General features: G+C 56.8%; 26 protein-coding genes. 10 read left to right on the top strand and 16 right to left on the bottom strand.

Annotated elements, in window-relative coordinates:
• Positions 1 to 58 precede the first annotated feature (58 nt).
• The 3 genes from JZ00_RS30725 to JZ00_RS04835 all read left to right on the top strand — a co-directional run bounded on the left by JZ00_RS30725 (position 59) and on the right by JZ00_RS04835 (position 2,221).
• Positions 59 to 193 carry a YHYH domain-containing protein gene (locus JZ00_RS30725; protein ID WP_010490700.1) on the top strand — a complete coding sequence of 45 codons (135 nt, stop codon included), beginning with the start codon at positions 59 to 61 and terminating at the stop codon, positions 191 to 193.
• 213 nt (positions 194 to 406) lie between these two features.
• On the top strand, positions 407 to 739 hold the full coding sequence (locus JZ00_RS04830) for a DUF2790 domain-containing protein (protein ID WP_039588634.1): 333 nt from the start codon (positions 407 to 409) through the stop codon (positions 737 to 739).
• Between the two features lie 156 nt (positions 740 to 895).
• A complete protein-coding gene (locus tag JZ00_RS04835; protein ID WP_039588635.1) occupies positions 896 to 2,221 on the top strand; it encodes an OprD family porin in 1,326 nt (441 codons plus the stop codon).
• Positions 2,222 to 2,399: 178 nt separating this feature from the next.
• Here JZ00_RS04835 and JZ00_RS04840 read toward each other — a convergent pair whose 3' ends face one another.
• The 6 genes from JZ00_RS04840 to JZ00_RS04865 all read right to left on the bottom strand — a co-directional run bounded on the left by JZ00_RS04840 (position 2,400) and on the right by JZ00_RS04865 (position 7,317).
• A complete protein-coding gene (locus JZ00_RS04840; protein WP_003246746.1) occupies positions 2,400 to 2,843 on the bottom strand; it encodes a DUF411 domain-containing protein in 444 nt (147 codons plus the stop codon).
• On the bottom strand, positions 2,833 to 3,675 hold the full coding sequence (locus JZ00_RS04845; RefSeq protein ID WP_003139525.1) for a c-type cytochrome: 843 nt from the start codon (positions 3,673 to 3,675) through the stop codon (positions 2,833 to 2,835). The genes JZ00_RS04840 and JZ00_RS04845 overlap by 11 nt, the downstream gene beginning before the upstream one ends.
• A 9-nt stretch (positions 3,676 to 3,684) precedes the next feature.
• Complete coding sequence (locus tag JZ00_RS04850; protein ID WP_004374649.1) at positions 3,685 to 4,776, bottom strand: copper resistance protein B; 1,092 nt, start codon at positions 4,774 to 4,776, stop codon at positions 3,685 to 3,687.
• Complete coding sequence (locus JZ00_RS04855) at positions 4,766 to 5,080, bottom strand: hypothetical protein (RefSeq protein WP_009686150.1); 315 nt, start codon at positions 5,078 to 5,080, stop codon at positions 4,766 to 4,768. Before JZ00_RS04855 ends, JZ00_RS04850 begins: the two co-directional genes overlap by 11 nt.
• 12 nt (positions 5,081 to 5,092) lie before the next feature.
• The gene (locus JZ00_RS04860; RefSeq protein WP_039588636.1) at positions 5,093 to 6,916 is read right to left on the bottom strand and encodes a copper resistance system multicopper oxidase; all 1,824 of its coding nucleotides are present in this window, start codon (positions 6,914 to 6,916) and stop codon (positions 5,093 to 5,095) included.
• 194 nt (positions 6,917 to 7,110) lie between these two features.
• Positions 7,111 to 7,317, bottom strand: a complete 207-nt coding sequence (locus tag JZ00_RS04865; RefSeq protein WP_003139535.1) for a co-regulatory protein PtrA N-terminal domain-containing protein — start codon at positions 7,315 to 7,317, stop codon at positions 7,111 to 7,113.
• A 290-nt stretch (positions 7,318 to 7,607) separates the two neighbouring features.
• On the opposite strand from JZ00_RS04865, the gene bufA2 reads away from it, so the two are divergent.
• Genes bufA2 through JZ00_RS04885 form a run of 4 tightly spaced genes read left to right on the top strand, consistent with a single transcriptional unit; the run spans position 7,608 to position 9,903 of the window.
• Positions 7,608 to 7,868, top strand: coding sequence for a BufA2 family periplasmic bufferin-type metallophore (gene bufA2, locus JZ00_RS04870; RefSeq protein WP_004577564.1), 261 nt, complete (start codon positions 7,608 to 7,610; stop codon positions 7,866 to 7,868).
• Positions 7,869 to 7,912: 44 nt separating this feature from the next.
• On the top strand, positions 7,913 to 8,749 hold the full coding sequence (gene bufB / locus JZ00_RS04875) for an MNIO family bufferin maturase (protein ID WP_003139536.1): 837 nt from the start codon (positions 7,913 to 7,915) through the stop codon (positions 8,747 to 8,749).
• Positions 8,746 to 9,537 carry an HvfC/BufC N-terminal domain-containing protein gene (locus tag JZ00_RS04880; RefSeq protein WP_039588637.1) on the top strand — a complete coding sequence of 264 codons (792 nt, stop codon included), beginning with the start codon at positions 8,746 to 8,748 and terminating at the stop codon, positions 9,535 to 9,537. The genes bufB and JZ00_RS04880 overlap by 4 nt, the downstream gene beginning before the upstream one ends.
• 51 nt (positions 9,538 to 9,588) lie before the next feature.
• Entirely contained in the window at positions 9,589 to 9,903 is a 315-nt protein-coding gene (locus tag JZ00_RS04885; RefSeq protein WP_003139538.1) for a hypothetical protein, read from the top strand.
• Positions 9,904 to 9,922: 19 nt separating this feature from the next.
• Here JZ00_RS04885 and JZ00_RS04890 read toward each other — a convergent pair whose 3' ends face one another.
• From JZ00_RS04890 to JZ00_RS04925, 8 genes are all read right to left on the bottom strand, one after another.
• Positions 9,923 to 10,123, bottom strand: coding sequence for a heavy-metal-associated domain-containing protein (locus JZ00_RS04890; protein ID WP_003139539.1), 201 nt, complete (start codon positions 10,121 to 10,123; stop codon positions 9,923 to 9,925).
• Between the two features lie 98 nt (positions 10,124 to 10,221).
• Positions 10,222 to 11,649 (bottom strand): UvrD-helicase domain-containing protein, encoded by a 1,428-nt coding sequence (locus tag JZ00_RS04895; protein WP_039588638.1) that lies wholly within the window; start codon positions 11,647 to 11,649, stop codon positions 10,222 to 10,224.
• Complete coding sequence (locus JZ00_RS04900; RefSeq protein WP_039588639.1) at positions 11,639 to 13,366, bottom strand: ATP-dependent nuclease; 1,728 nt, start codon at positions 13,364 to 13,366, stop codon at positions 11,639 to 11,641. The genes JZ00_RS04895 and JZ00_RS04900 overlap by 11 nt, the downstream gene beginning before the upstream one ends.
• A 173-nt stretch (positions 13,367 to 13,539) precedes the next feature.
• Positions 13,540 to 15,903, bottom strand: coding sequence for a heavy metal translocating P-type ATPase (locus tag JZ00_RS04905; RefSeq protein ID WP_160300869.1), 2,364 nt, complete (start codon positions 15,901 to 15,903; stop codon positions 13,540 to 13,542).
• A 5-nt stretch (positions 15,904 to 15,908) separates the two neighbouring features.
• Positions 15,909 to 16,157 (bottom strand): DUF2933 domain-containing protein, encoded by a 249-nt coding sequence (locus tag JZ00_RS04910; protein WP_003246761.1) that lies wholly within the window; start codon positions 16,155 to 16,157, stop codon positions 15,909 to 15,911.
• 79 nt (positions 16,158 to 16,236) lie between these two features.
• Complete coding sequence (locus JZ00_RS04915) at positions 16,237 to 16,770, bottom strand: cupredoxin domain-containing protein (protein ID WP_003246762.1); 534 nt, start codon at positions 16,768 to 16,770, stop codon at positions 16,237 to 16,239.
• Positions 16,771 to 16,917: 147 nt separating this feature from the next.
• Positions 16,918 to 17,475: a cupredoxin domain-containing protein gene (locus JZ00_RS04920; protein WP_003139550.1), complete on the bottom strand. Its 558-nt coding sequence runs from the start codon at positions 17,473 to 17,475 to the stop codon at positions 16,918 to 16,920.
• A 167-nt stretch (positions 17,476 to 17,642) separates the two neighbouring features.
• Positions 17,643 to 18,002 (bottom strand): co-regulatory protein PtrA N-terminal domain-containing protein, encoded by a 360-nt coding sequence (locus tag JZ00_RS04925; protein ID WP_003139552.1) that lies wholly within the window; start codon positions 18,000 to 18,002, stop codon positions 17,643 to 17,645.
• A 206-nt stretch (positions 18,003 to 18,208) separates the two neighbouring features.
• Here JZ00_RS04925 and JZ00_RS04930 point away from each other — a divergent pair, with 206 nt between their 5' ends.
• Entirely contained in the window at positions 18,209 to 18,886 is a 678-nt protein-coding gene (locus JZ00_RS04930; protein ID WP_039588641.1) for a heavy metal response regulator transcription factor, read from the top strand.
• Between the two features lie 2 nt (positions 18,887 to 18,888).
• Positions 18,889 to 20,265, top strand: coding sequence for a heavy metal sensor histidine kinase (locus tag JZ00_RS04935; protein ID WP_177326272.1), 1,377 nt, complete (start codon positions 18,889 to 18,891; stop codon positions 20,263 to 20,265).
• 35 nt (positions 20,266 to 20,300) lie between these two features.
• On the opposite strand, the gene JZ00_RS31365 is transcribed toward JZ00_RS04935, so the two are convergent.
• Both JZ00_RS31365 and JZ00_RS31170 read right to left on the bottom strand, forming a co-directional pair.
• Positions 20,301 to 20,921 carry a DUF6088 family protein gene (locus tag JZ00_RS31365; RefSeq protein ID WP_039588643.1) on the bottom strand — a complete coding sequence of 207 codons (621 nt, stop codon included), beginning with the start codon at positions 20,919 to 20,921 and terminating at the stop codon, positions 20,301 to 20,303.
• A gap of 54 nt (positions 20,922 to 20,975) precedes the next feature.
• Positions 20,976 to 21,413 carry a hypothetical protein gene (locus JZ00_RS31170; RefSeq protein ID WP_200900470.1) on the bottom strand — a complete coding sequence of 146 codons (438 nt, stop codon included), beginning with the start codon at positions 21,411 to 21,413 and terminating at the stop codon, positions 20,976 to 20,978.
• 82 nt (positions 21,414 to 21,495) lie between these two features.
• On the opposite strand from JZ00_RS31170, the gene JZ00_RS04950 reads away from it, so the two are divergent.
• Positions 21,496 to 21,786 (top strand): helix-turn-helix domain-containing protein, encoded by a 291-nt coding sequence (locus tag JZ00_RS04950; RefSeq protein ID WP_039588644.1) that lies wholly within the window; start codon positions 21,496 to 21,498, stop codon positions 21,784 to 21,786.
• Positions 21,787 to 21,805 lie beyond the last annotated feature (19 nt).

Here is a 21,805-nt window from a genome sequence, read left to right on the forward strand (position 1 = left end):
CATACCTTGCAGATGTGACCTGCGTCACACACAACAAGAAGCTGAAAAGGAGTTCCTCATGAAGAAGTTTTCTGCTGTTCTGATTGCTGCTGTTCTCGCCCTAACCTCCGTTGCCGCTCTCGCCCACAGCGGTGGAACGGATTCGAAAGGCTGCCACCGCAACCACAAAACGGGCGACTACCACTGCCACTAAGCATTCGCCAGTAGCGACTGGTCACCGTCTTTCATTTACGGTGGCCAGCGTTCCAGGCTATCGACGAACCCATCGTGTCGCACCAGATACCGCCAAGCATGTTTTCAACACTGTAGACATTCTATCTCTATTACGACGATGTAATTTTCACTTCACTTTTATGACAGCTCGTTAAGTTTATATTTTAATCACTACCTTAAGGAGTGATTAAATATGAAAAATTTAAGAGTTATAGCCGCACTTTCGATTTTGACCATTTCTTCTTTTGCCATGGCAGAAGGCGGTGCTGATCGTGTTTATGGTCGGATGATTCAGGCTAATGAGCAGTCCATGCAAGAGTATGCTGCTGCTAACGGAAAGAATCCGCCCGAAGTTATTCATTACCGCTACGGCATGAAGCTAGATATCGCTAAGGTCGTGGCCACTACCTCAACGGACTCTAGCTGCAATGTGATGCCGGCTCAGATGACCTACGAGGACTCCAACGGCGATCTGAATATTCTTGAATACCGGGCAGCCGGGACAGGTTGCCGGAATCAAAACTAATAAATGACATCGCGCTGACTGAAAAGTAATTTTCAAGTCACCCTGACGTTATTTGGCATGTGGAAATATGACCAAGGCGCGCCTGGCTATGCCCGGCGCGCTTGGCACATATATGCGACCACACAATGACAACTGCCAATAACATCAGGAGCATTTATGAATAACAGGACCCTGTTAGGACTGTCTCTGCTCGCTCTGAGCGTCAGTACTGGGCAAGCTGCAATGGCCGCCGGCGAGAAAGGCGAGGGATTTATCGAAGGCAGCAGCCTGACCATCCTCAATCGAAACCTCTACTTCAACCGCGATTTCCGTAAAGGCCAGTCCAGCAGCTCGGGTAATGGCTATTCGGAGGAGTGGGCGCATGGCGTGATAGGCCGATTCGAGTCTGGCTTTACCGAGGGCACCGTAGGTTTTGGTGTCGATGCCTTTGCCATGCTAGGACTCAAACTTGACACCGGCGACGGCCGTTCCGGGGCCGGCGGCTCAGTCGATGTGATGCCTTACAACAGCCTCGGGCAGGCGGAGGACAACTACTCCAAACTGGGGGGTGCGGTGAAAGCTCGGTTCATGGATACCGAGATCAAGGCAGGCGACGTCTTTCCTGTCAGCCCGGTCGTCCAATACGGTGATGCGCGGCTGTTACCGGAGAGCTTCCGAGGTGTCACCGTGGTCAACAGCCGCGTGGAAGGATTGTCGCTTCAAGGCGGTCGCCTCCACTCGATGAGCCAACCCAATACCAGCAGCATGCGCGACGGCTTCGCTACCTTCTACGCGGGCGAAGTGGACTCGCCATGGATCGCCTATTTCGGTGGTGATTACACGCTTAATGACAACGTCGGCTTTAGTCTCTACACCAGCCGCCTCAAGGATGCCTGGAATCAATATTACGCGGGCACCACGCTGAGCTACCCGCTTGCGGACGATGTCGCCTTGATCGGCGGGCTGAACTACTACAAGGCGGTCGATGAAGGGAGGCAGCTCCTCGGGAGCTTCGATAACAACATCTGGAGCGGCAAGGTCGGCATCCAATTCGGCGCTCATACAGTGCTGGTGGGTCTCCAGCGCAACAATGGCGATGATGACTTCGACTACTTGCGCCAATCGGACTCCATCTACCTCGACAACTCCATCCAGTACAGCGACTTCAACTCGCCGAAGGAGAAGTCATGGCAAGTGCGCTATGACCTGGATATGGAGCCTTTCGGTGTGCCTGGATTGAGCTTCATGACTCGATATGCCCAGGGCTGGGATGCCGACTACAGCAACGCCAACGAAGTCTATATGCGCCGTGATGACAACGGCGATCCGTTGACCAACCAGAAGCGCTGGGAGCGGGACATCGAGGCCAAGTACGTTGTGCAGTCTGGGTCGTTGAAGGACATGTCCTTTCGCATTCGACAAGCCACGACTCGCGCCACCGACTTCGAGTCGGATTTGGATGAGTTCCGCCTGATTGTCGAGTACCCGCTGGAAGTTCTCTAACCCTGGCAAGCGAGCGGGTTGATTGCCCCGCTCGCTCCTTGGTCCTGCTGTCCCCTCGTAGTGCTCCTTTGGTTTGGAGACAGCCCTTGGCGCCCTAGGGCGCCTTTTTTACTTAGGTTAAAGGACGTATGAAAATGAGTCGGCCACTACACACAAGCGGCCGTGCTGGCAGGCAGTACTACTGGGCGGGATATTCTGCAACGACCTGATCAGAACCCGTCTTGGTCAAGCCAATGACCTGGTAGGCATGCTGTACGCCATCGACTTCCATGCCGGGGGAGCCCGCCGGCATCCCGGGAACAGCGATGCCCAGCAGATCATCGCGCTTGGTGAGTTCGATGACCTGAGCCGCCGGCACATGACCTTCGACGAACTTGCCGTCAATCACCGCGGTGTGGCAAGACGCTAACCGTGGCGCGACGCCCAGTCTTTGCTTCACTGCTGTCATGTTGCTTTCAACATGGTCGACGACTTTGAAGCCATTCGCTTCGAGGTGTGAAATCCACTTCTTGCAACATCCGCAATTGGCATCACGATGGACATCAATCGTCAGGGCATCAGCTGCTTGAACCGCAGACGTGACGGAGAGAGCGGCCAGTAAGGCCAGATATTTAGCTTTCATGTACGTGCTCTTTGCCATCGGCGTGGGTGTGGGTCTTGGGCGAGGCGTTCGGAGCCTGCTCGGCGTGATGATCACCTCCGTTGGACGACGCCTCATCTCCAGCATGGTGGTCATCGCCACTCATATCCGAATGGTGACCTGCCTTAGGTGCGGAGCCACCCTCGCTATCCGTAGCCGCGGCATCGTGATGACCAGGCTCTCCAGCATCACCTGATCCATGATGGTCATCGCCACCGCCACTATTGTCATGATGGCCAGGCTTGTTGTCGCCGTGCTGTCCTTCATGGTTATGCATCTGCGTTTCCCCACCACCGTGCTGATGGCCGCCACTGGATGCGACGAGTGTTTGGTATTGCTTGGCATCCATCGTCGGCAGTTGGTTGAGGAAGGCAACCATGCCCCAGATGTACTCGTCTCCCATGCTCTTGCCCCACGCAGGCATACCCGTTGCCTTGATGCCATGCTTGATCACCCAGAACGCTGCTGACGGATTGCCATCGACACCGATCTTGGCGAGGTTGGGGGGCGCAGGATAAAGCGATTGGCTTAGCTCGGTCTCCGCCACACCTGGCGCCAAATGACAGCCGATACACATGGAGTTGTAGTTGCCCGCACCGGCGCGAATAAGAGCTTGATCATCCAGGTTGGGAACCTCGATGTCCCGCGAACGGACTTCGATAGAGCGGTCACGGGCCATCGTGAGAAACGCATGCACTGCAGGAAAATGGGGATCGTCGGCCCCCACGTTGACCACGCCAAAGTAGGCGCCGGCCAGGACAGCTGTGCTACCGACCACGCCGGCCGCCACCAAAGTTTTAATTGTTCTTTTCATGTCAGGTTCTCAAAACCACATCCGGATACCGGCGACAAAACGCGCCTCGTCTACATCACCGCCCTCGTCGCGCACCATGTCTGCCGTGTTGCCATAGGAGCGGCTCCAGGAAACCCCGATATAGGGGGCAAACTGCCTGACAATCTCGTAACGCAGACGCAAGCCGAGCTCGGTATTTGCCAACCCAGACCCCACACCTCGCTCAGGATCGTTCTTGCCGTAGAAGTTCATTTCGGCAGTTGGCTGGAGAATCAGCCGGTTGGTCAGCAGAATGTCGTACTCGCCCTCCAGTCGGGCAGCAGTTTGGCCATTCTCGCCGACGAAGGCCGTGGCTTCGGCCTCAAAGGCGTAAAGCGCCATGCCCTGGATACCGAAGGCGGCCCAAGTCTGCGGCGACTCCGGTTTGAAGTCCTGGCGAACGCCCGCGACGACATCCCACCAAGGGCCGATCGAGCGGCCGTACAGCAGCTGTAATTCAGCATCCTCGGTCACGCCGTTGGTACGCTCGCCTTCGGAGCGGAACCAGACCCGGTTGATATCACCGCCTACCCAGCCCGACGCATCCCAGGCCAGGGTGCTGCCCTCATCTGCGTCCTGGTATTCGAGCTGATCGAGCAGGAAAAAACTGTTGATGGCGCTGTCGTGAACCTTGTGGCCAGGTAATGGCGGGAAAGCCGCTTGGCGATCAGCATCCGTCAGAACGGGAATCGGCGTACGGCTGGTGGTTCTCGGGGCTTCAGCGGAGCCATGGTTCATCTTTGAATGATCCATGCCCTCCATCTGTCCTTGCATGGCGCCATGCCCCATCTTGCTGTGATCCATAGCCTGGGCCTTCTCTTGGCTCTGGCCGTGGCCCATCTGGCTATGATCCATGCTGCCCGAAGCACCCTGCATGGCACCATGGTCCATCTTGCTGTGATCCATGCCCTCCATCGGCGCTTTGGTAGCGCCGTGGCTCATCTGGCTATGGTCCATCGACATGGTGCCGTGCCCCATTGCCGAATGATCCATTTCTTCCGCAGCCAAAGTAACGCCGCCGCTGAACGCACTCAGCGACACAGCCAGCGCCAAGAGAGATGGACGTGAAAACCTAGTGGTCATGGTTCGAACCTGCTTCGGCTTCGGTGCCGCCATGCTTATCCATCATGTTTTCGTGATTCATGCCGTCATGCTTCATGTCTCCGTGATCCATGGCGCCATGATCCATATGCTGGCCAGCCGCCTTATCCTTCGACTGATCTGCGTGATTGCCACTGGCGGTCTTGGGCACAGCCGACTCGGCAGCATGTTGTTCGTGCTCACTGTGCCCCTCACCTGCCAACGAAACCGGTGCGTGCAGGGCAGCCAATAGGCTGAACATGACTGCGCTGCCAGCCAGGGCATTTCGCTTCATAAAAGTGCTCATCAGAAATCTCCTTTACTCATCCACACGAACTTCACGGAACATGCCCATTTCCATGTGGAGCAACAGGTGGCAGTGATAGGCCCAACGACCCAACGCATCGGCAGTCACTCGATAGCTGCGCTTGGAACCTGGCGGCATGTCGATGGTGTGTTTACGCACCAGGAAATTGCCGTTCGCATCCTCCAGGTCGCTCCACATGCCATGAAGATGGATCGGATGAGTCATCATGGTGTCGTTGACCAGCGTGATGCGAACACGCTCGCCGTACTTGAGGCGCAGAGGCTCGGCGTCAGAGAACTTGATGCCATCGAAGGACCAGGAGAATTTCTCCATGTGCCCGGTAAGGTGCAGCTCGATGGTGCGACTTGGTTCGCGACCATCCGGGTCGAGGAAGGTGCTGCGCAGGTCAGAGTACGTGAGGACGCGTCGGCCGTTGTCTCGCAAACCAATACCTGGGTCGTCCAACTTATGCGTTGGTGTCATGGTTTGCATATCGACCAGCGGGTTGTTGGTCTCTGAGGCTGGGTGTGCCTGCATGGCACCTGCCATGCCTGCCATGCCTGCCATGCCTGCCATGCCCGAATGATCCATTCCAGCCATCTGGCTGTGATCCATGCCGGCCATGCCACCCTGCATGCTCCCATGATCCATGCCCGCCATACTGCCGTGGTCCATTCCGGCCATGTTCCCGTGATCCATACCGCCCATGCTGCCGTGATCCATACCCATGTCGCCCATGGCAATCAGCGGACGCGGGTCGGGGCTGGGTACTGGTGCACTCAACCCCTCCTGTACAGCAAGGGTGCCGCGCGCATAGCCAGTGCGGTCCATGGATTGGGCAAACACGGTATAGGCCTGTTCGCTGTCTGGTTCGATGATCACGTCGTAGGTCTCGGCCACGGCGATACGGAACTCGTCGACGCTGACCGGTTTGACGTGCAGACCATCGGCCGCAACCACAGTCATCTTCAGGCCTGGGATGCGCACATCGAAATAGGTCATAGCCGAGGCATTAATGAACCGCAGGCGGATCTTTTCGCCTGGTTTGAATATGCCGGTCCAGTTGCCATCAGGTGCCTGGCCATTCATCAGGTAGGTGTAGGTGTAGCCACTGACGTCAGCGAGATCCGTCGGGCTCATCTTCATCTCGGCCCACATCTTGCGATCGGCTACGGCGGCGGACCAACCCATCTCGCTTACGTCATCGATGAAGTCACCAACGGTGCGTTTGTGCTGGTTGTAGTAGTCCGACTGTTTCTTGAGCTTGGCCAGTACCCGCGTTGGATTTTCATCCGTCCAGTCGCTCAGCAACACGACGTAATCACGGTCGTAACTGAAGGGCTCGGGCTCCTTGGCATCGATGACCAGCGCACCGTATACGCCGACCTGCTCCTGGAGCCCAGAATGGCTGTGATACCAGTAGGTGCCGTTCTGGTTGACCTTGAACTTGTACTCATACATGCCATCAGGGGCGATGCCATGGAAGCTCAGGCCAGGAACACCATCCATGTTCGCCGGCAGGATGATGCCGTGCCAATGGATGGAGGTGTCCTCCTTGAGGCGGTTGCGCACGCGCAATGTGACGGTATCGCCTTCGCGCCAACGAAGAATCGGCCCAGGGAGCGAGCCGTTGATGGTCATGGCCGTGCGCGCTGCGCCGGTGATGTTCACCGGGGTTTCACCGATGAATAGGTCGAATTCGTTACCAGTCAGTACGTTGGGCTGGCCGGGGCTGTTCACCGCCCAGACCGGCGTGCGCCACAGGCCAAGTCCGCCGATAATACCGGTGGCTGCCAGGCCTTTGACGAAGGTGCGCCTTGTGGTTTTGCTTTGCATGCCGTTTTGTCCAATCCGTCAAATGAGCCGGTGATGGTGTGCCCGGTCTCGGGTTCATGGCTGCTTCAATGTCGGGGATTTACCCCTCAACTTTCCACGTCGGTGCATTGCACAATGCCTTACCGACGATGAGCAGTATGAAACTGCCATATCCCAACCATCCGGGTGATTACATTTCTGTAAGGTAGATGACTTCAGCAGTTGGTGTGCTCTGCTTGCTCGGTTGGACTGCTGGCTACAGGAGCCTCAACTTTCTGCTGCTGGGCCACCCGGTAGGCCTCCAGAGACGTCTGGCGTGCCTGCTCCATGCGCGCGAAGGTTCGGTCAGCACCACCTTCAGCCATTGCCAAGCTGGAGATGCTCAGAGCAGTAACTACAAGCAGAGCTTTGATCGATTTCATTTTGGGTATTCCTCGTAAGTTAAGTGGTCCCTGCAACTGCAGAGGCCGAGCTTTAGGCTCGATGTCACGTTAACTAAGAGGGCCTGTCAGCAACCTGAGCCGAACATTACAGTTCTGTCAGGTTGCTATTTCTTTCTTGTAGCCCATCCAGAAGGCTCGGTACTGTCTTTCATGCCCTCATAAAGCCTTGCGAATTTCTTGAGAGGGCATGCTCGGCAGCGATGCCTAAGCTACTCAGGGTCATTCGCACCCGCGGATAAGACCACCAACAATTAAGAGAGATTGTCACTATGTCGAATAAATCCAACGTCGCTACCGGTGCCGCTCTGGCTCTCGTGGCCGCCAGCCTGTTTGCTACCCTGCCTGTCCAGGCCGCCCAGGACACCAAAGCAGCTGAAGTGAAGTGCTTCGGCGTCAACGGTTGCAAGGGCCAGAACGACTGCATGACCGCCAAAAATGCCTGCAAAGGCCAGGGAGAATGTAAAGGCCAAGGTTTCAAGCTGATGACTCAGGCCAAGTGCGATGAGGCCGGTGGCAAGACCAGCGAATAATGCCGTTGCGGGGAGTGCCTGCCACTCCCCTGCTGGAGTCTTGAATGAGTAAGCGCAAAACACTGGGTTTCGGTCTTGGCCTTCGCAGTGAGTATTACCAGCAGATTCTTGAACAGCGACCTGCGGTCGACTGGTTTGAGATCATTTCCGAGAATTACCTGGTGGGCGGTGGCAAGGCCCTCTACTTTCTCGATGCGATTGGCGAGCAATACCCGTTGGTGATGCACGGAGTATCGCTGTCGATCGGCGGTTCGCATAACCTGGACATGGGCTACCTACGACAGCTCAAGCAACTGGCGGACCGGGTACAGCCCCAGTGGGTTTCCGACCACTTGTGCTGGAGTCGCGGCAACGCCCATCAACTCCACGACCTGCTGCCGCTGCCGTTTACCCAAGAAAGCCTGCTGCATGTCGCCGCGCGGGTGCGTCTAGTGCAGGATGTTCTGGAACGTCCCATTGTGCTGGAGAACGTTTCTTCTTACGTGCAGTGGAAGACGTCCAGCATGAGCGAATCGCAGTTTCTCTCGGAACTGAGTTTCCTGACCGGTTGCGAATTGCTCCTTGACGTGAACAACGTCTACGTCAGCGCACGAAATCAGGATTTCGACCCATGGCAGTTCATCTTGGAATTGCCGCACGAGCGGATTCGTCAAATTCACCTGGCCGGGCATAGCGATTACGGGCAATACCTCATCGACACCCACGACCAGCCCATCGCTGACCCGGTTTGGGCGCTCTACAGCAAGACTTTGAGCTACTTGGGTCCAACGTCGACGTTGATCGAGCGGGATGATCATTTTCCACCGTTCGAGGATCTGTTATCCGAGTTGGAGCATGCCCGAGCTATCGCCAATGGCGTGATATCGAGGGCAACCCTTTGAGCCTAAGCGCCTTACAGACTGCATTTGAAACTTACCTGACAGATGGTGCCCTGCCCTCCAACGAGCTTTTGGAGCAAGTCCGGGGTTGCACTGCGCTGAGTGCCCTCGAAGGCCTGCGGATCTACCATAACGCCTATCGCTCGCGCCTGCTGGCGGTGCTGCGCGAGGATTTCCCGGCGCTGCAGCAATGGCTGGGAGAAGAGTCGTTCGAGCAACTCGCACTGGCCTATATCGCCGCCTGGCCACCGCGGCATTTCAGCATTCGCTGGCTGGGTGAAAAGCTGCCCGAGTTCATTCGCAGCTACATTGCGGAACCTCAACTTTCACCGATGCGCGAACTCGCGGAGCTGGAGTGGGCTTTTACACTGGCTTTCGATGCTCAGGATGTCGAAGCGCTTTCACTGCAGGCCATCAGTGAGTTTTCGGCTGAAGACTGGGTTTCATTCAGGGTTTCCCTGACTCCATCTGCCAGATGGCTGCGATTGCAGTACAACACCCTGGCGCTGTGGAAGGCTGCCAAGTCTGGGGATCTGCTTCCCGTTGCCACCCAACCAGCCGGGAATCGAGACTGTCTGGTCTGGCGTCATAACCTCGTATGCCAGTACCGAAGCCTGGAGCCAGAAGAGGCGTCAGCATTGCGGTTTTTCGTCGAGGGTGGATCGTTCGCCGAACTCTGCGAGTCATTGAGCGCAACACATGGAGAGCAAGCCCCCCTGCAGGCCGCAACTTGGTTGAAATTGTGGGTCAACGAAGGTTTGCTAAAGCTCAGGGCAACTATTCACGAATGACCCGGAACCTATAGGCTAGCGGCTTCTCTTTGGCCACTCCCGAGCGCGTCTATGACACACCGCATCATTCATTTCAAACAGCAAGCCTTGCTGGACCCAGAGACTTACCAGGCGATGCTGGCCGACGGCGTCGGTCATTGGGAGGCGCTTGTAGGAAAAGTCGTCGGAATAGAAGACGAGAAAAGCCACGAGTTCGCCGCATTGAAAAGCCTGTTCAAGCGAAAGCGCTACTCCTATGACACGCTGGAAATGCGCGAGCCAGGCGATCACTCAAACTGGCTTCGCGGCCGAGATGGGGATGAAGGTATTACTAACGAGGTCACCAGTATTCACGGGCTGAAAGAGCTCTCAGAACTGGAGATTTAGTCGGTCGGCAGGCCAGCGCTCAAGCGCTGACCTGGGCCGCATAACCAAGCTCCTGGATCAGCTCGCGGATCGATTCGGCACTTTCTGTGCTCTCTACAGTGACCTTGCCGGCTGCCCGATCCACCTCTACGCGTGCGTCCTGATCCAGCGTCTGGATGGCCTTCGTGATTTTGCTGACGCAACTGCCACAACCCATACCCGAAACATTCAGGCTGAACATCTCTCTCACCTCATTTCGTCCGCGGCTCAAGTTACCGCACAGACAGTATCGACCTTGACACGATGGCAAGGTCAAGTGCGCAAACGCAACAATAAGGCTCAGCCGTTGTTCACAGGCATCAGGATGGGGTTCGATGAACACACCACTACGTGCCTTGCGCCCCTCGTCAGGGCGACATACAGATTCTGAGCGGTCATAAGTTCAGGATGCAGAACAACCGAGACATCCGCCTCGAGCCCCTTGAGAAGTAATGTGCTGCCTACCGAGCGTCTTGCGATGGGGCGGGCAAGGTGTCGATTGCGTTCTCGCGCTTGAATGGCTGCACTCAGAAAGTCGGCTGTACCTCCCGCCACAGCTTGCATAGCGGACCGGCAGCAGTGCAGAACTTCCGATCGGTACACCCGTGCCCCCGGCTGTTCGGCGAGGGCGTTGAGCACAAGGAGTGCTCGCTGCGGTGTTGGCTCCCCGACGAATGCGACGGCCTCGGCCTCGGCCGGGGTCGGTGGCGTTCGGGCACGTCCTGTGCGCAGAGACTCCACACGCGTTCGCAGGTTTGCTGCACCTACCCCCGTCATCACGCTTGAAGCAAATTCCGCAAGTTGTGCCAGAGCATTGGCACCCTGCAGGTTAAAATTCCTGGCGAAGTTGACGAGGTCCCTTAGGTCGACGGCTTCGACGGCCATGGCGCCGGGTGTCTGGCTCGTGAGCTGATGGCGACCTTGCACGTTGATGGAGTCCCCGATGATGAGGACGCTGCCCCGAGCGTTGGGTGACTCGGTTCTAGCGGCCACCAGCCGCTGCTGGACTTCGGTCCCGGCGTTGAGCTGCACCCAGCGCACTTCTGCCGGAGCCGTGCGCAGATCCACCGGCTGGCCAACTTGAAGTTGCTGCCGTATGGCGAGTAGCCACTGCCCAAGGTTCTCAGCTCCGGCCAGCCGCCAGCGCCAGGGTATCCTCAGCTCTCCTGCCGCGGGGAACAGGGGCTGCACCTCATTCGCCCAATGCACCAGTCGATTGCCACGAAAGTCGAAGATGGCTTGCATTGGGTCACCGAGCACGCAGGTCGGTAGCACCTGGGCCAAACCTGACACGATGGCGTGCTGGACGACGTTGCAGTCCTGGTATTCGTCGACAAGCAAGCGCGCGTAAGTGGCACGGAGAGGCTGAGCAAGGTGGCCTGCCTGCAGTAACAGCATGGCGGCGTGCCGAATTGCAGGGTAGTCGGTGTTGGGCTGGTGGAGCTGTAAGATCTGTGGGTTATGGCCGCTTCGCGCTGGGAACTTAGCGATGAGGCGCATCGAGAATCCATCAATGGTGGAGACTCGATATGCGGAGTTAGGAACGCCGGCTCGTCTCAGGCGTGCCCGTAAGGCCGCAACGCCTGCGTTCGTGTGCGTTAGTACGAGTATGGGTTTGCTCTGCCTATGCGCGATGAGCGTCTCGGCAATCAATTGCGTTTTTCCACAACCTGCGGGGGCTGTTATGGAGCCACGCTCGATAGCGAAAAGATCGATCTCAAGGGGCACTTGTAAACGTCCAGAGCTGATTCGTGACTGCCATGAAGCCCTGGTCGGCGTTCTGTAGAGACGGGCCGACGATGTCCCTTGCAACCTCCTGATAGGTTGTCAACGACTTGAACCACCCGCTGTTGCGGATACGAGATGCAGCTCCCAAAAGCTCTCGCGTCGCGGGCAAGTAGCCCTGAATAAGTCTTTCAGCTTTGATGTCATGTAGTGTCATACGTCCTTGGGACTTCGTCTGGATGTGCGCATTCATCAGCTCTGCACCCACTATTGTTTCGGCTTTCGCCAGAAGTGCATCGAGTGCTTGGTCACTGAGATGGCGGAAGATCTCGTCCTCCAGAGTGAGACCTGGTCGCCATGTCAGAATTTGTCCGCCTGCGGCCAAGAATGCTTCAGGTAGCCCCGCGGTCGAAGGTTTGTCGGCGTCTACAAAAACCATCACGCGATAGCCTAGGTTCTGAAGTGCCGTTCCGCGGATAAGACTGTTATCGGGACTTCCCCCGCCGGCGTCCACATAAGCGCCACCATGAGCCAGGAATGAGGTAGCGCCAAGGCTGACCCACCATTGGTCAAGGCCACGCGCGAAGCCAACCTCGCTGGCACCCTCGCAAACGATAATGGATTTGGCGAGGAATGCCTCTGGGTCCTTCCGAAGGGTACTTTGTACTTCGTTGGCCTCCCCTGCTGCCATAACGCTGTGGCGTTGAGGCCCAGAGCGAACAACGAATAACTGGCTGCCGGACAATTCGCGCAGCGCGACCGGTGAGTGAGTCGTCATGAAGACCTGCAGCGGAGCGGCAGCGTCCTTTGCGCCCAGGGAGTCCAGGAATCGCATGAGCCGATGAGGTTCAAGTCCATATTCCACCTCATCGACAAGAGCAATTGGCGCGGCGCTAGCTGCAGCTCTTTGCAGCCCTGCCACTAGCAATCGCGACGAGCCCGTGCCAAGGGAGCGAAGGGGAATGCCTGTGTCGCTGTGCAGCGCGATCGCTCCCTCGCCAATAGACACAGAATGAGCGTCAAGGAGTGCTTGTGGCATCGCTCCAACCGAAACCCCAAGATGCTGAGCCGTGCGTTGCACCACCTCAAGCGTCTGAGTTAGATGTCCGGCGGCTTGATTGCCAAAGTTCGCTCTTGCTTGCCTCGCGGCGCGCGCAAGTTCGGCACCTAGCTCTGCACGCTCGTCAGTAAGTCGATTGAGCACTGAGCCACGACTCCACGACAAGTTCGAACTCGCAAAGCTGCCGATACGGGCGGGTGCTAGTGCCGCTCGTTCCTTCCAGGGAAGAGTGCGTTCGAGTTGCTGCTGCTCCGCACGCTCAGAAAAAAGTGTCCAGGTAGGTTCCAAATCGGCACCAACTTGCAGAAGCAAGGTGATAACGGTCTCCAGCCCCGCTCGCGGTTCGTCTTCGACTTCTCCCGTTCCTGGATTGAATCCACGCAAGAACTCGCCGTAAACATCGATATCCATCAGCGATACCGGCAAATCGCCAAGCGTCACACTGATGGTGATGGGTGTTTCGACGTTCAGAGCGAAGAAGTCCATGTCGCCGAACGTGCCGCCCCGGCGGGCACCGACGCAAAGGTCAATCGCATCTAGAATGCTGGACTTTCCACTATCGCCAGGACCTATGAGGCAGTTAATTCCTGGGGCCGGCACCCAGTCGAGCGCCTGGATAGATCGGAAGTTGCTGATAATCAGTCTGCGAATGCGGGCCACGGAGAGTCCTCATGGGTTAACGACGACCAGTCTCCTACCCGCAGCGGCAACAGTCCATAGAACGTCACCTCGTCACTATGTGTTGCGACAGATAGGTCGGACCGGAAACTACCGTACGGCATTTTCCGGTCAGATGCGCTTCTGAATAATCACCTGGTCGGTGGTATGGAAGCCTATCCGATGTCCGTTGATTTCAGCCTCAGAGCATTGAAGACCACCGACGCCGAGCTGACACTCATCGCCAGCGCAGCAATCAAGGGCGACAGAAGATGCCCCGTCAGCGGGTACAGCAGCCCCGCTGCTAGCGGGATTCCCATCGCGTTGTAGAGGAACGCAAATGCGAGGTTCTGCCTCATGTTTTTCACGGTCGCCACTGACAGGGTGCGTGCTCGCAGGATGCCCATCAGATCTCCTTTGACCAGCGTCACTTGGGCACTGTTCATCGCCACATCGGTACCGGTGCCCATGGCGATACCTACGTCAGACCTGGCCAGGGCGGGCGCATCGTTGATACCGTCACCCGCCATGGCGACAAGACGGCCATAGCCCTGCAAATCGGCGACTAGTTTCTCCTTATCCTGCGGTTTGACCTCACCATGCACTTCCTCGATTCCGAGCTGCTGCGCCACGGCTCTTGCTGTGGTGAGGCCATCACCAGTGGCCATGATGACCTTTACGTCTTCGCTTTGAAGCTTGGAGACAGCCTGTTGAGAAGTAGGCTTGATCGGATCGGAAACGGCCAGTAGTCCCGCCAGGCGGCCATCAACGGCCAAATAGATGATGCTGATGCCTCCCAGACGCAGTTGCTCGGCGCGATTGCGCAGCGGGGTAATATCGACGCCCGCCTCGTCCATCAGTGCGGTGTTGCCGAGCTGCAGCTGATAGTCATCGACCTGGCCGCGCACACCAATACCCGAGCCAGATTCGAAAGTGTCCGGTTTGACCAGTGCAATGCCCTGACCGCGCGCATGATCGACTATGGCATGAGCCAGCGGGTGCTCACTACCCTGGTCGAGACTAGCAGCCAGGCGCAGCACTTCATTGGAGTCGTAACCGCCTGTCCCTTCCGCACTATGGAATACGGGACGCCCCTCAGTCAGGGTTCCAGTCTTGTCGACGATGAGCGTGTCGATCTTGCATAGATTTTCGATGGCGCTGGCATCGCGGAACAACACACCGCTGCTAGCGGCCTTGCCAGTCGCAACCATGACGGACATCGGGGTTGCCAGACCCAGAGCGCAGGGACACGCAATGATTAGCACCGCCACCGCATTGATCAGGCCAAATACCCAGCCTGATTCCGGCCCTAATAGCCCCCAGCCGAAGAAGGTCAGAATCGCGATCAGGATCACCCCGACCACGAAATACCCTGCCACCGCATCAGCCATACGCTGCATGGGGGCCTTGGAACGTTGGGCTCTGGCCACCATCTGAACGATCTGCGACAGCATGGTCTCGGCACCGACCTTCTGCGCCTCCATCACCAGGCTTCCATGGGTGTTCATGGTGGCACCGATAAGGGCATCCCCTACCCGCTTGGTCACGGGTAACGGTTCTCCGGTAAGCATCGACTCGTCGACGGCGCTCTCACCCTCTAGAACCGTACCGTCCACCGGGACTTTCTCTCCCGGCCGGACACGTAGGTGGTCGCCCTGATGGACATGTGTCAGCGGAATATCTTCTTCCTGGCCATCGGGCTTGATGCGACGCGCAGTCTTTGGTGCCAGCCTCAGCAGTGACTTGATGGCTGCCGAAGTCTGCGAGCGGGCCTTGAGTTCGAGCATTTGGCCCAACAGCGTGAGTGAGATAATCACTGCGGCTGCTTCAAAATAGACGCCGATACGTCCGTCCTGGGCAAAGGCCGCCGGAAACCACTGCGGAACCAAGGTAGCGGCCACGCTGTAGAGGTAGGCAGCGGCCGTTCCCAAACCGATCAGGGTCCACATGTTGGGGCTGCGGTGGCGGATGGAGTCAATGCCGCGGGTGAAGAATACCCAGCCACCCCATAGCGTCACGGGCGTCGCCAGAGCCAGCTCGACCCAGTTCTGGGTCGTGCCATGAAACAGTTGCAAGGAATGGCCGGCCATCGCCAATACGGTCACGATGACGGTCAACGGTAGGGTCCACCAGAACCGCAGCGAGAAGTCCTTCAGCTCTGGATTTTCCTCCTCTTCCAGCTCCGGGATGACAGGTTCCAGCGTCATCCCGCAGATCGGGCAGTTTCCGGGAGCCGGTTGACGGATTTCTGGATGCATCGGGCAGGTGTATTCAGCACCTACAGGTGTCGATGTGGGTGCTGGAGTCGCGTGCTGGTGATGCTCCCCATGAGACTGATGGCTCATGTACTGATGAGGATCTGCTTGGAATTTCTCTAGGCACTTCGCACTGCAGAAATGATAGGCCTTCCCTTCAAAGCTCTCGCGATAAGGGCCATCAGGTTTGACCTCCATGCCACACACCGGGTCGCGCTGGCTCTCGGAGTGGGCGTGCGAGTTATGTGAATGATCCTGGTCATGATGGCAGGAGGTCTTTTGCATGCGATCTATGTCCTTTCTTCGTCCTTGGAAACAGCGGTGCTGCTGGAGTGGGAGTGCCCGCCGTGATTGTGGCCAAACAGATGCATCAGCGGGCATAGCAGCAGGATGAGGTACGGCAGGGCCTGCGAAAGATGACCGTAATGCTCACGCGCTACATAGAAGATGCCGATTACGGCCAGCATGATCAGCGCAATGCCAATCTTGCTCTTCCAAAAAGGCGGCTCAGTGGTACTGGTGTGATGGGTATGGTCCACGACAATAGCCTCGTTTCAATGGCGGCCGGATCAGTATAGGTGTCTCAGACTGGACGGAGTTGGCGAGTATCAATAAACGTCAGCGTACGGTCACCTTACCGACCATTCCCGACTGATAATGTCCTGGAATATTGCAGGCGAACTCCAGTTCGGTGGCGGCGGAGAAGGTCCAGATCAACTCTTCGCGTGCTCCAGGTTCGACAAGAACACTGTTGGGGTCATCGTGTTCCATACCGACCATCTTCATGCCGCCCATGGCATGGCCCATATTGCTCATGTCATGTGCACCTGTAGGGGACAGCGTGCCGTTCTGAAACATCGCGGCCATCTCTTTCTGGTGCGCGGCATGGGATGCCGCTTTGCCAAGATTGAATTCGTGTAGCAATGCACCGTCATTTTTCAGGACGAAGCGAACTGTCTCGCCTGCTTTGATCTCCATTGCTTTGGGTTCGAAGAAGATGTCCCCCATCCGGACTTCGATGGTGCGATCTACTGCCTGACCGTCTCCCGGTTGCCCAATACTGTCTTTCTTGTGGCCCGGGCTGGCCAGCGCATTGGCAGCACTGAGCAGCAAGCCAAGGGTGGTGATTATGAAAGCGGGTCTGAGTTTCATGGTGTGCCTCTGAGGTGTTGAGGAGGGATGAGTCCCGATGCTAATGAGGTGCAGCTGGCGGTACGCTGACGTGAAAACTACATCGCAGTAAGGTTCGTCAGATCGGTGCTACCCAGCTCGCGGCCAACGGGTAGCACCGATGCCGGACTAACGCAGAGCAAACTCACCGACCATCCCCGCCTGGTAATGCCCAGGCAATGTACAGGCGAAGCTCAAACTGCCCGCCTTAGGGAAGGTCCACACGAACTCTTTGGTTGTGCCGGGCTCGACGAGAACCGCGTTCGGGTCGTCATGCTTGGCTTTGATGACTTCCGGATAGCCTGGAGGGTTGGAGTCTCCCATGCCATAACGCTCATGCCAGACAATGCGCTCGGCCATGCCGGTCGGGGTCAGTGTGCCGTCCTTGAACAAGGACGCCATCTTGCGCTGGTGCTCCAGCTGGGACGCTGCCTGCCCGATGTTGAACTCGTGCATCAACGCGCCCTCGTTCTTCAGAACGAAGCGCACGGTTTCACCTGGCTTCACATCGATCGTTTTCTGGCTGTAGTTGATGTCGTCCATCTTTACCAAGATGGTACGAGTCGCTGGCGTCGCCTGGGCCTGCTGCCCAATGCCATTGCTACTGCCGCCGACCTCGGCAAATGCCGGAAAGGTGGTGCTGATGAACAGAGTGCTGATCAGCAGTTTAAGGGGTAAGCGTTTCATGGTGAGACCTCGAGATGGGTGCTGGAAATCTCATGCTATTCCCCGCTTGCTGAGAGGCCGCTGACCCCAAAACTACAATTGCGTCAGCTGGGAAAAAGCACGGCGCCATAAAGGCGCCGCTAGGCCGAAGGAGCAATCACGAAAGGCCTGTAAGATGGGGGAAATCTTTACTGATGGCATTCCTTGTCGGCCATCATCAGCTTGTGCTCTCGAATCATTTGACCCAGCACGTCGTCTACCAGCTTGTCATGCTTTTCCATCCAGGCCAGATGCTCTTCGGCAGACATGTTTGGCGCGGGATGTTCGTTGTGCAGCTGGCTCATGATGTCTTCGAGCATGTTCATATGCTCCTTCATGTGCACATGCCGCTCGCCGACCGGGGCCTTCTCCGCCTGGATCAGCACGGCTTCTGCTTTGTCGCGCATCTGCTGGATGCGCTCGAATACACGGTCGCTGCCCCCTTCGGCCCAAGCCATGGAAGACAGCAGTAGCGAACCAACCAGAAGCAAAGGTTTCAGCGATTTCATGGGCAGTCTCCATCAGTGCAAACTATGGCCGGCACCTCTGCTTTTGGTCTGTCGAGGGCCGAGAGCACAACCTAGTACTCATGCTTGCACCCTAGACAAGCCACCCTGTCAGTGAGCTGAAGTCAGAATTACATTTTCGTAAGCTTCTGGTTGGGGCCGCGGTTTGCCTGCAAACTCAGGCCACCCGACTTTTGGAGTCTGCACACATGAAACTACTGGTAGCTGAAGACGAACCCAAAACCGGTACGTACCTCCAGCAAGGTCTCACCGAGGCTGGGTTCAATGTCGACCGGGTTATGACCGGCACAGATGCCCTTCAGCATGCACTTAGCGAAGCCTATGACCTGCTAATTCTGGATGTAATGATGCCTGGGCTGGACGGTTGGGAAGTGCTGCGCATGTTGCGCGCAGCAGGAAAAGACGTCCCCGTACTGTTCTTGACGGCACGCGATGGTGTGGAAGACCGCGTTAAAGGGTTGGAGCTGGGTGCGGACGACTACCTGATCAAGCCATTTGCTTTCTCAGAGCTTCTGGCCAGGGTCAGAACGCTGTTGCGCAGAGGTAATGGTTCGCCGACGCAGACCACCATGAAAATTGCCGATCTGGAAGTCGATCTGATGAAGCGACGTGCTGTCCGGGGCGGGAAAAGAATTGACCTGACGGCGAAGGAATTTTCACTACTGGAGTTACTGCTGCGCCGACGCGGTGAAGTGCTCCCGAAGTCGCTGATTGCCTCTCAGGTTTGGGACATGAACTTCGACAGCGACACCAATGTCATTGAGGTCGCGGTACGCCGGCTACGCGCAAAAATCGATGACGATTTCGATCTCAAGCTGATTCATACCGCCCGCGGCATGGGATACATGATGGATGCGCCGGAGTGAATATGAAGCACCTTTCGCTGACAGCACGCATGAGCCTGATGTTCATGTCCGCGGTAATTGCAGTCCTGACGGTAGCAGGGCTGAGTTTCAATATGCTCAGCCAGCACCACTTCAAGATGCTGGATCGGCAGGCCCTGGTGGAGAAACTCGAATCCGCCAAACATATCCTCAACAATGCTCGCGGTGAAGCGAGCCTTTCGGAAGAATTACCGCAGTTGCGAGCCTTGCTGGGAGCCCATCAGGATCTGGCGGCCACTATCCTGGCCAGTGACGGTTCTGTACTGTTCTCCGACCCCAGAGCAGTCGAAGTACCAGAGCGTTTCAGACGTGAAAATGAGCAGAGCATGTGGGAGTGGCAGAACGGCCAACACATGTACCGCGGCATGACGGCGCAAATCTCGGTAGCCGATCAGGCTGAGCCGCTCACAGCTTTGCTGATTCTTGACGTCACCAATCACACACACTTTTTCGACACGCTGCAACGATGGTTCTGGATTGGATTGGTCATCAGTGCCCTGTTCAGTGCCGCGCTCGGCTGGGTGGTTGCTCGCAGCGGCCTTAGGCCTCTGCGGCAAGTCACTCATGTGGCCTCCGGGATGTCCGCTCGCTCGTTACAGGAACGAATCCCTCTCGAACCAGTGCCGCGGGAACTTCAGCAACTGGTTCTATCCTTCAATGCGATGTTGGCTCGGCTAGAGGATGCCTTCGTTAGGCTCTCCAATTTTTCGGCCGACATTGCCCACGAGCTACGCACGCCCGTTAGCAACCTGATGACCCACACCGAGGTCGTGCTGAGCAAGAAACGCGATATCAATGCCTATGAAGAGAATCTCTACTCCAACCTGGAGGACTTGAAGCGCATGTCTCGGATGATTGATGACATGCTGTTCCTGGCCAAGGCTGATAATGGCCTGATCATCCCCGAGCAGGCCAGGATCGAACTGGCTGACGTAGTCTTCAAGCTGTTTGACTACTACCACCTTCTGGCCGAAGAACATGGCATTGAACTATCGCTCACAGGCACAGGCCAAGTGCTGGGAGATCGGCTGATGCTTGATCGTGCACTCTCCAACTTGCTGTCCAATGCACTGCGCTACACGCCGGCGGGACATACAATTTCGGTTTTGATCCGCGAGACAGCGGGCTCCACAACCTTCAGCATCGAGAACCCAGGGGACACAATCAGCTCAGAGCATCTAGAGAAGCTCTTCGACCGCTTTTACCGGGTTGACCCCGCTCGGCGGGAGGGAAGCCCGAGCAATGCCGGGCTCGGTCTTGCCATCACCCGCTCCATCATTGAGGCTCACAAAGGCCGCATCTGGTGCACCTCAGCCGCTGGCCTCACGGGCTTTCACATCGAATTGCCCCATTCCAGATGATGCCGGTCTGGCGGTAAGTAGGCTACAGCTAACCGCTAGCCCAACTTGACAGGGTGGGTGCAGGTGCAATTCGACTGAGCGCAGATTGCATTCGCCATCCAGATAGGCAACGAGCGGTGAGCTGACACTAGAGCCCCCCATTCGTTCTCGGGTAGTAGCTTATGAAGTTTGGAAACGGCATCACCCACGCTTGCTTCACCAAGCCAATCCAATACTCGAATGGCGTCCCCCGCTCCAGTAGCGCCAAGAGCCATCAACCATCGAGGCGCATGCCGAATCGATACGGTGGTCTTGCCTACCTGAAGCTTCCTAGAACGCCCGGTGGTTAGAAAGACATACCGAATAGGAACCTGCGTTGTCAGCCCCCATTTGTTTGCGACGCTAGCCCCAGTGGCGACTATCAGCTCACGCTGCACGTTTGCCAATGAGCGGGCGACCTTCTCAGGTGCCGGTGCGCGCAAGCCGAACCGAGTTTCGACTGCTGCAACATAAAGACCCCGAGCAACGCGAAACAGCTTTCCACCCTCGACCAGTCGAGAGAGCCCTCGCTGCACAGCATGTCGAGTCCCCTGATGCAGGAGTCTGCCTGGTGTCAGAATTTCACCTTCTGGAAGCTGTTGAATGACGTCCAGGATATTCTCGGGAAGAGTCTTCATTAGCCGGCCAAACCTAGTGAGTGACCCACCCAAAAACCACGAACGGTGGCGATCTCATGCGGGGCACATCATTGAACAATAGACCTGATGCTTGGCTCCGTCCTGCGAGTACAGGCAATCCCTGTGCGAGTAGGTCTGGCCTGATGCCGTTTTGAAGTCGTAGCCCAAGACTCGTTGGTCTGGGTCATACACCCTTACCAGCTCGGTCAGTCTCTCCATTGTCCAATCGTTGGAACCATTTATCCTCGCGGGCAGCACAACCTGGACTGCCTCGACTAGGGTCCCATCGGCGCGCTTATCTAGCATGTGCTCTAACTCTTCCTCGGTTGGAATCAGAAGCATCGTCCGCCATGAGGAGGTCTTACGGCGGCGATTAATCACCACGTAAAACCAAGGGCGATGCTCCTCGAGCTCGACGAATCGCCACATTTGGATGTCATCCCCAAACAACGGCGGATACGCGATTTCAGCGCGCTTGTACGTGAGAAACATCAGCACACCCTCTTTTAAGCTATATATAGCATAGCCCAAGAGGCGCTAAAAAGGCTTCATCGTTCCTTTTGCGAGACAGCAAATGGAACTCAATGAAGCGCTTGGTCTGGTGATCAAGAATCTGCGAAATTTGAAGGATCTGCCCCAGGAAGGGCTGGGACCCAGCCAGAGCTATATCAGTGCAATCGAGCGCGGCAAGTGGAAGCCATCGATCGAAAAGGTTGAGCAAATTGCCGAGGTTGTCGGCATTCATCCTTTGACACTGCTGGTTTTGGCGTATCAAAGGCAGACGCCCGGACTGAAGCCAGATGAGCTGCTGAAGAAGATCCAGCGAGAAATCATGAGCCTGAAGGGCAGCCTGTCACCTGAGTAGGTATGTGCAGATGAAATCG

It is taken from the genome of Pseudomonas frederiksbergensis (assembly GCF_000802155.2).
Lineage (GTDB): Bacteria > Pseudomonadota > Gammaproteobacteria > Pseudomonadales > Pseudomonadaceae > Aquipseudomonas > Aquipseudomonas frederiksbergensis_A.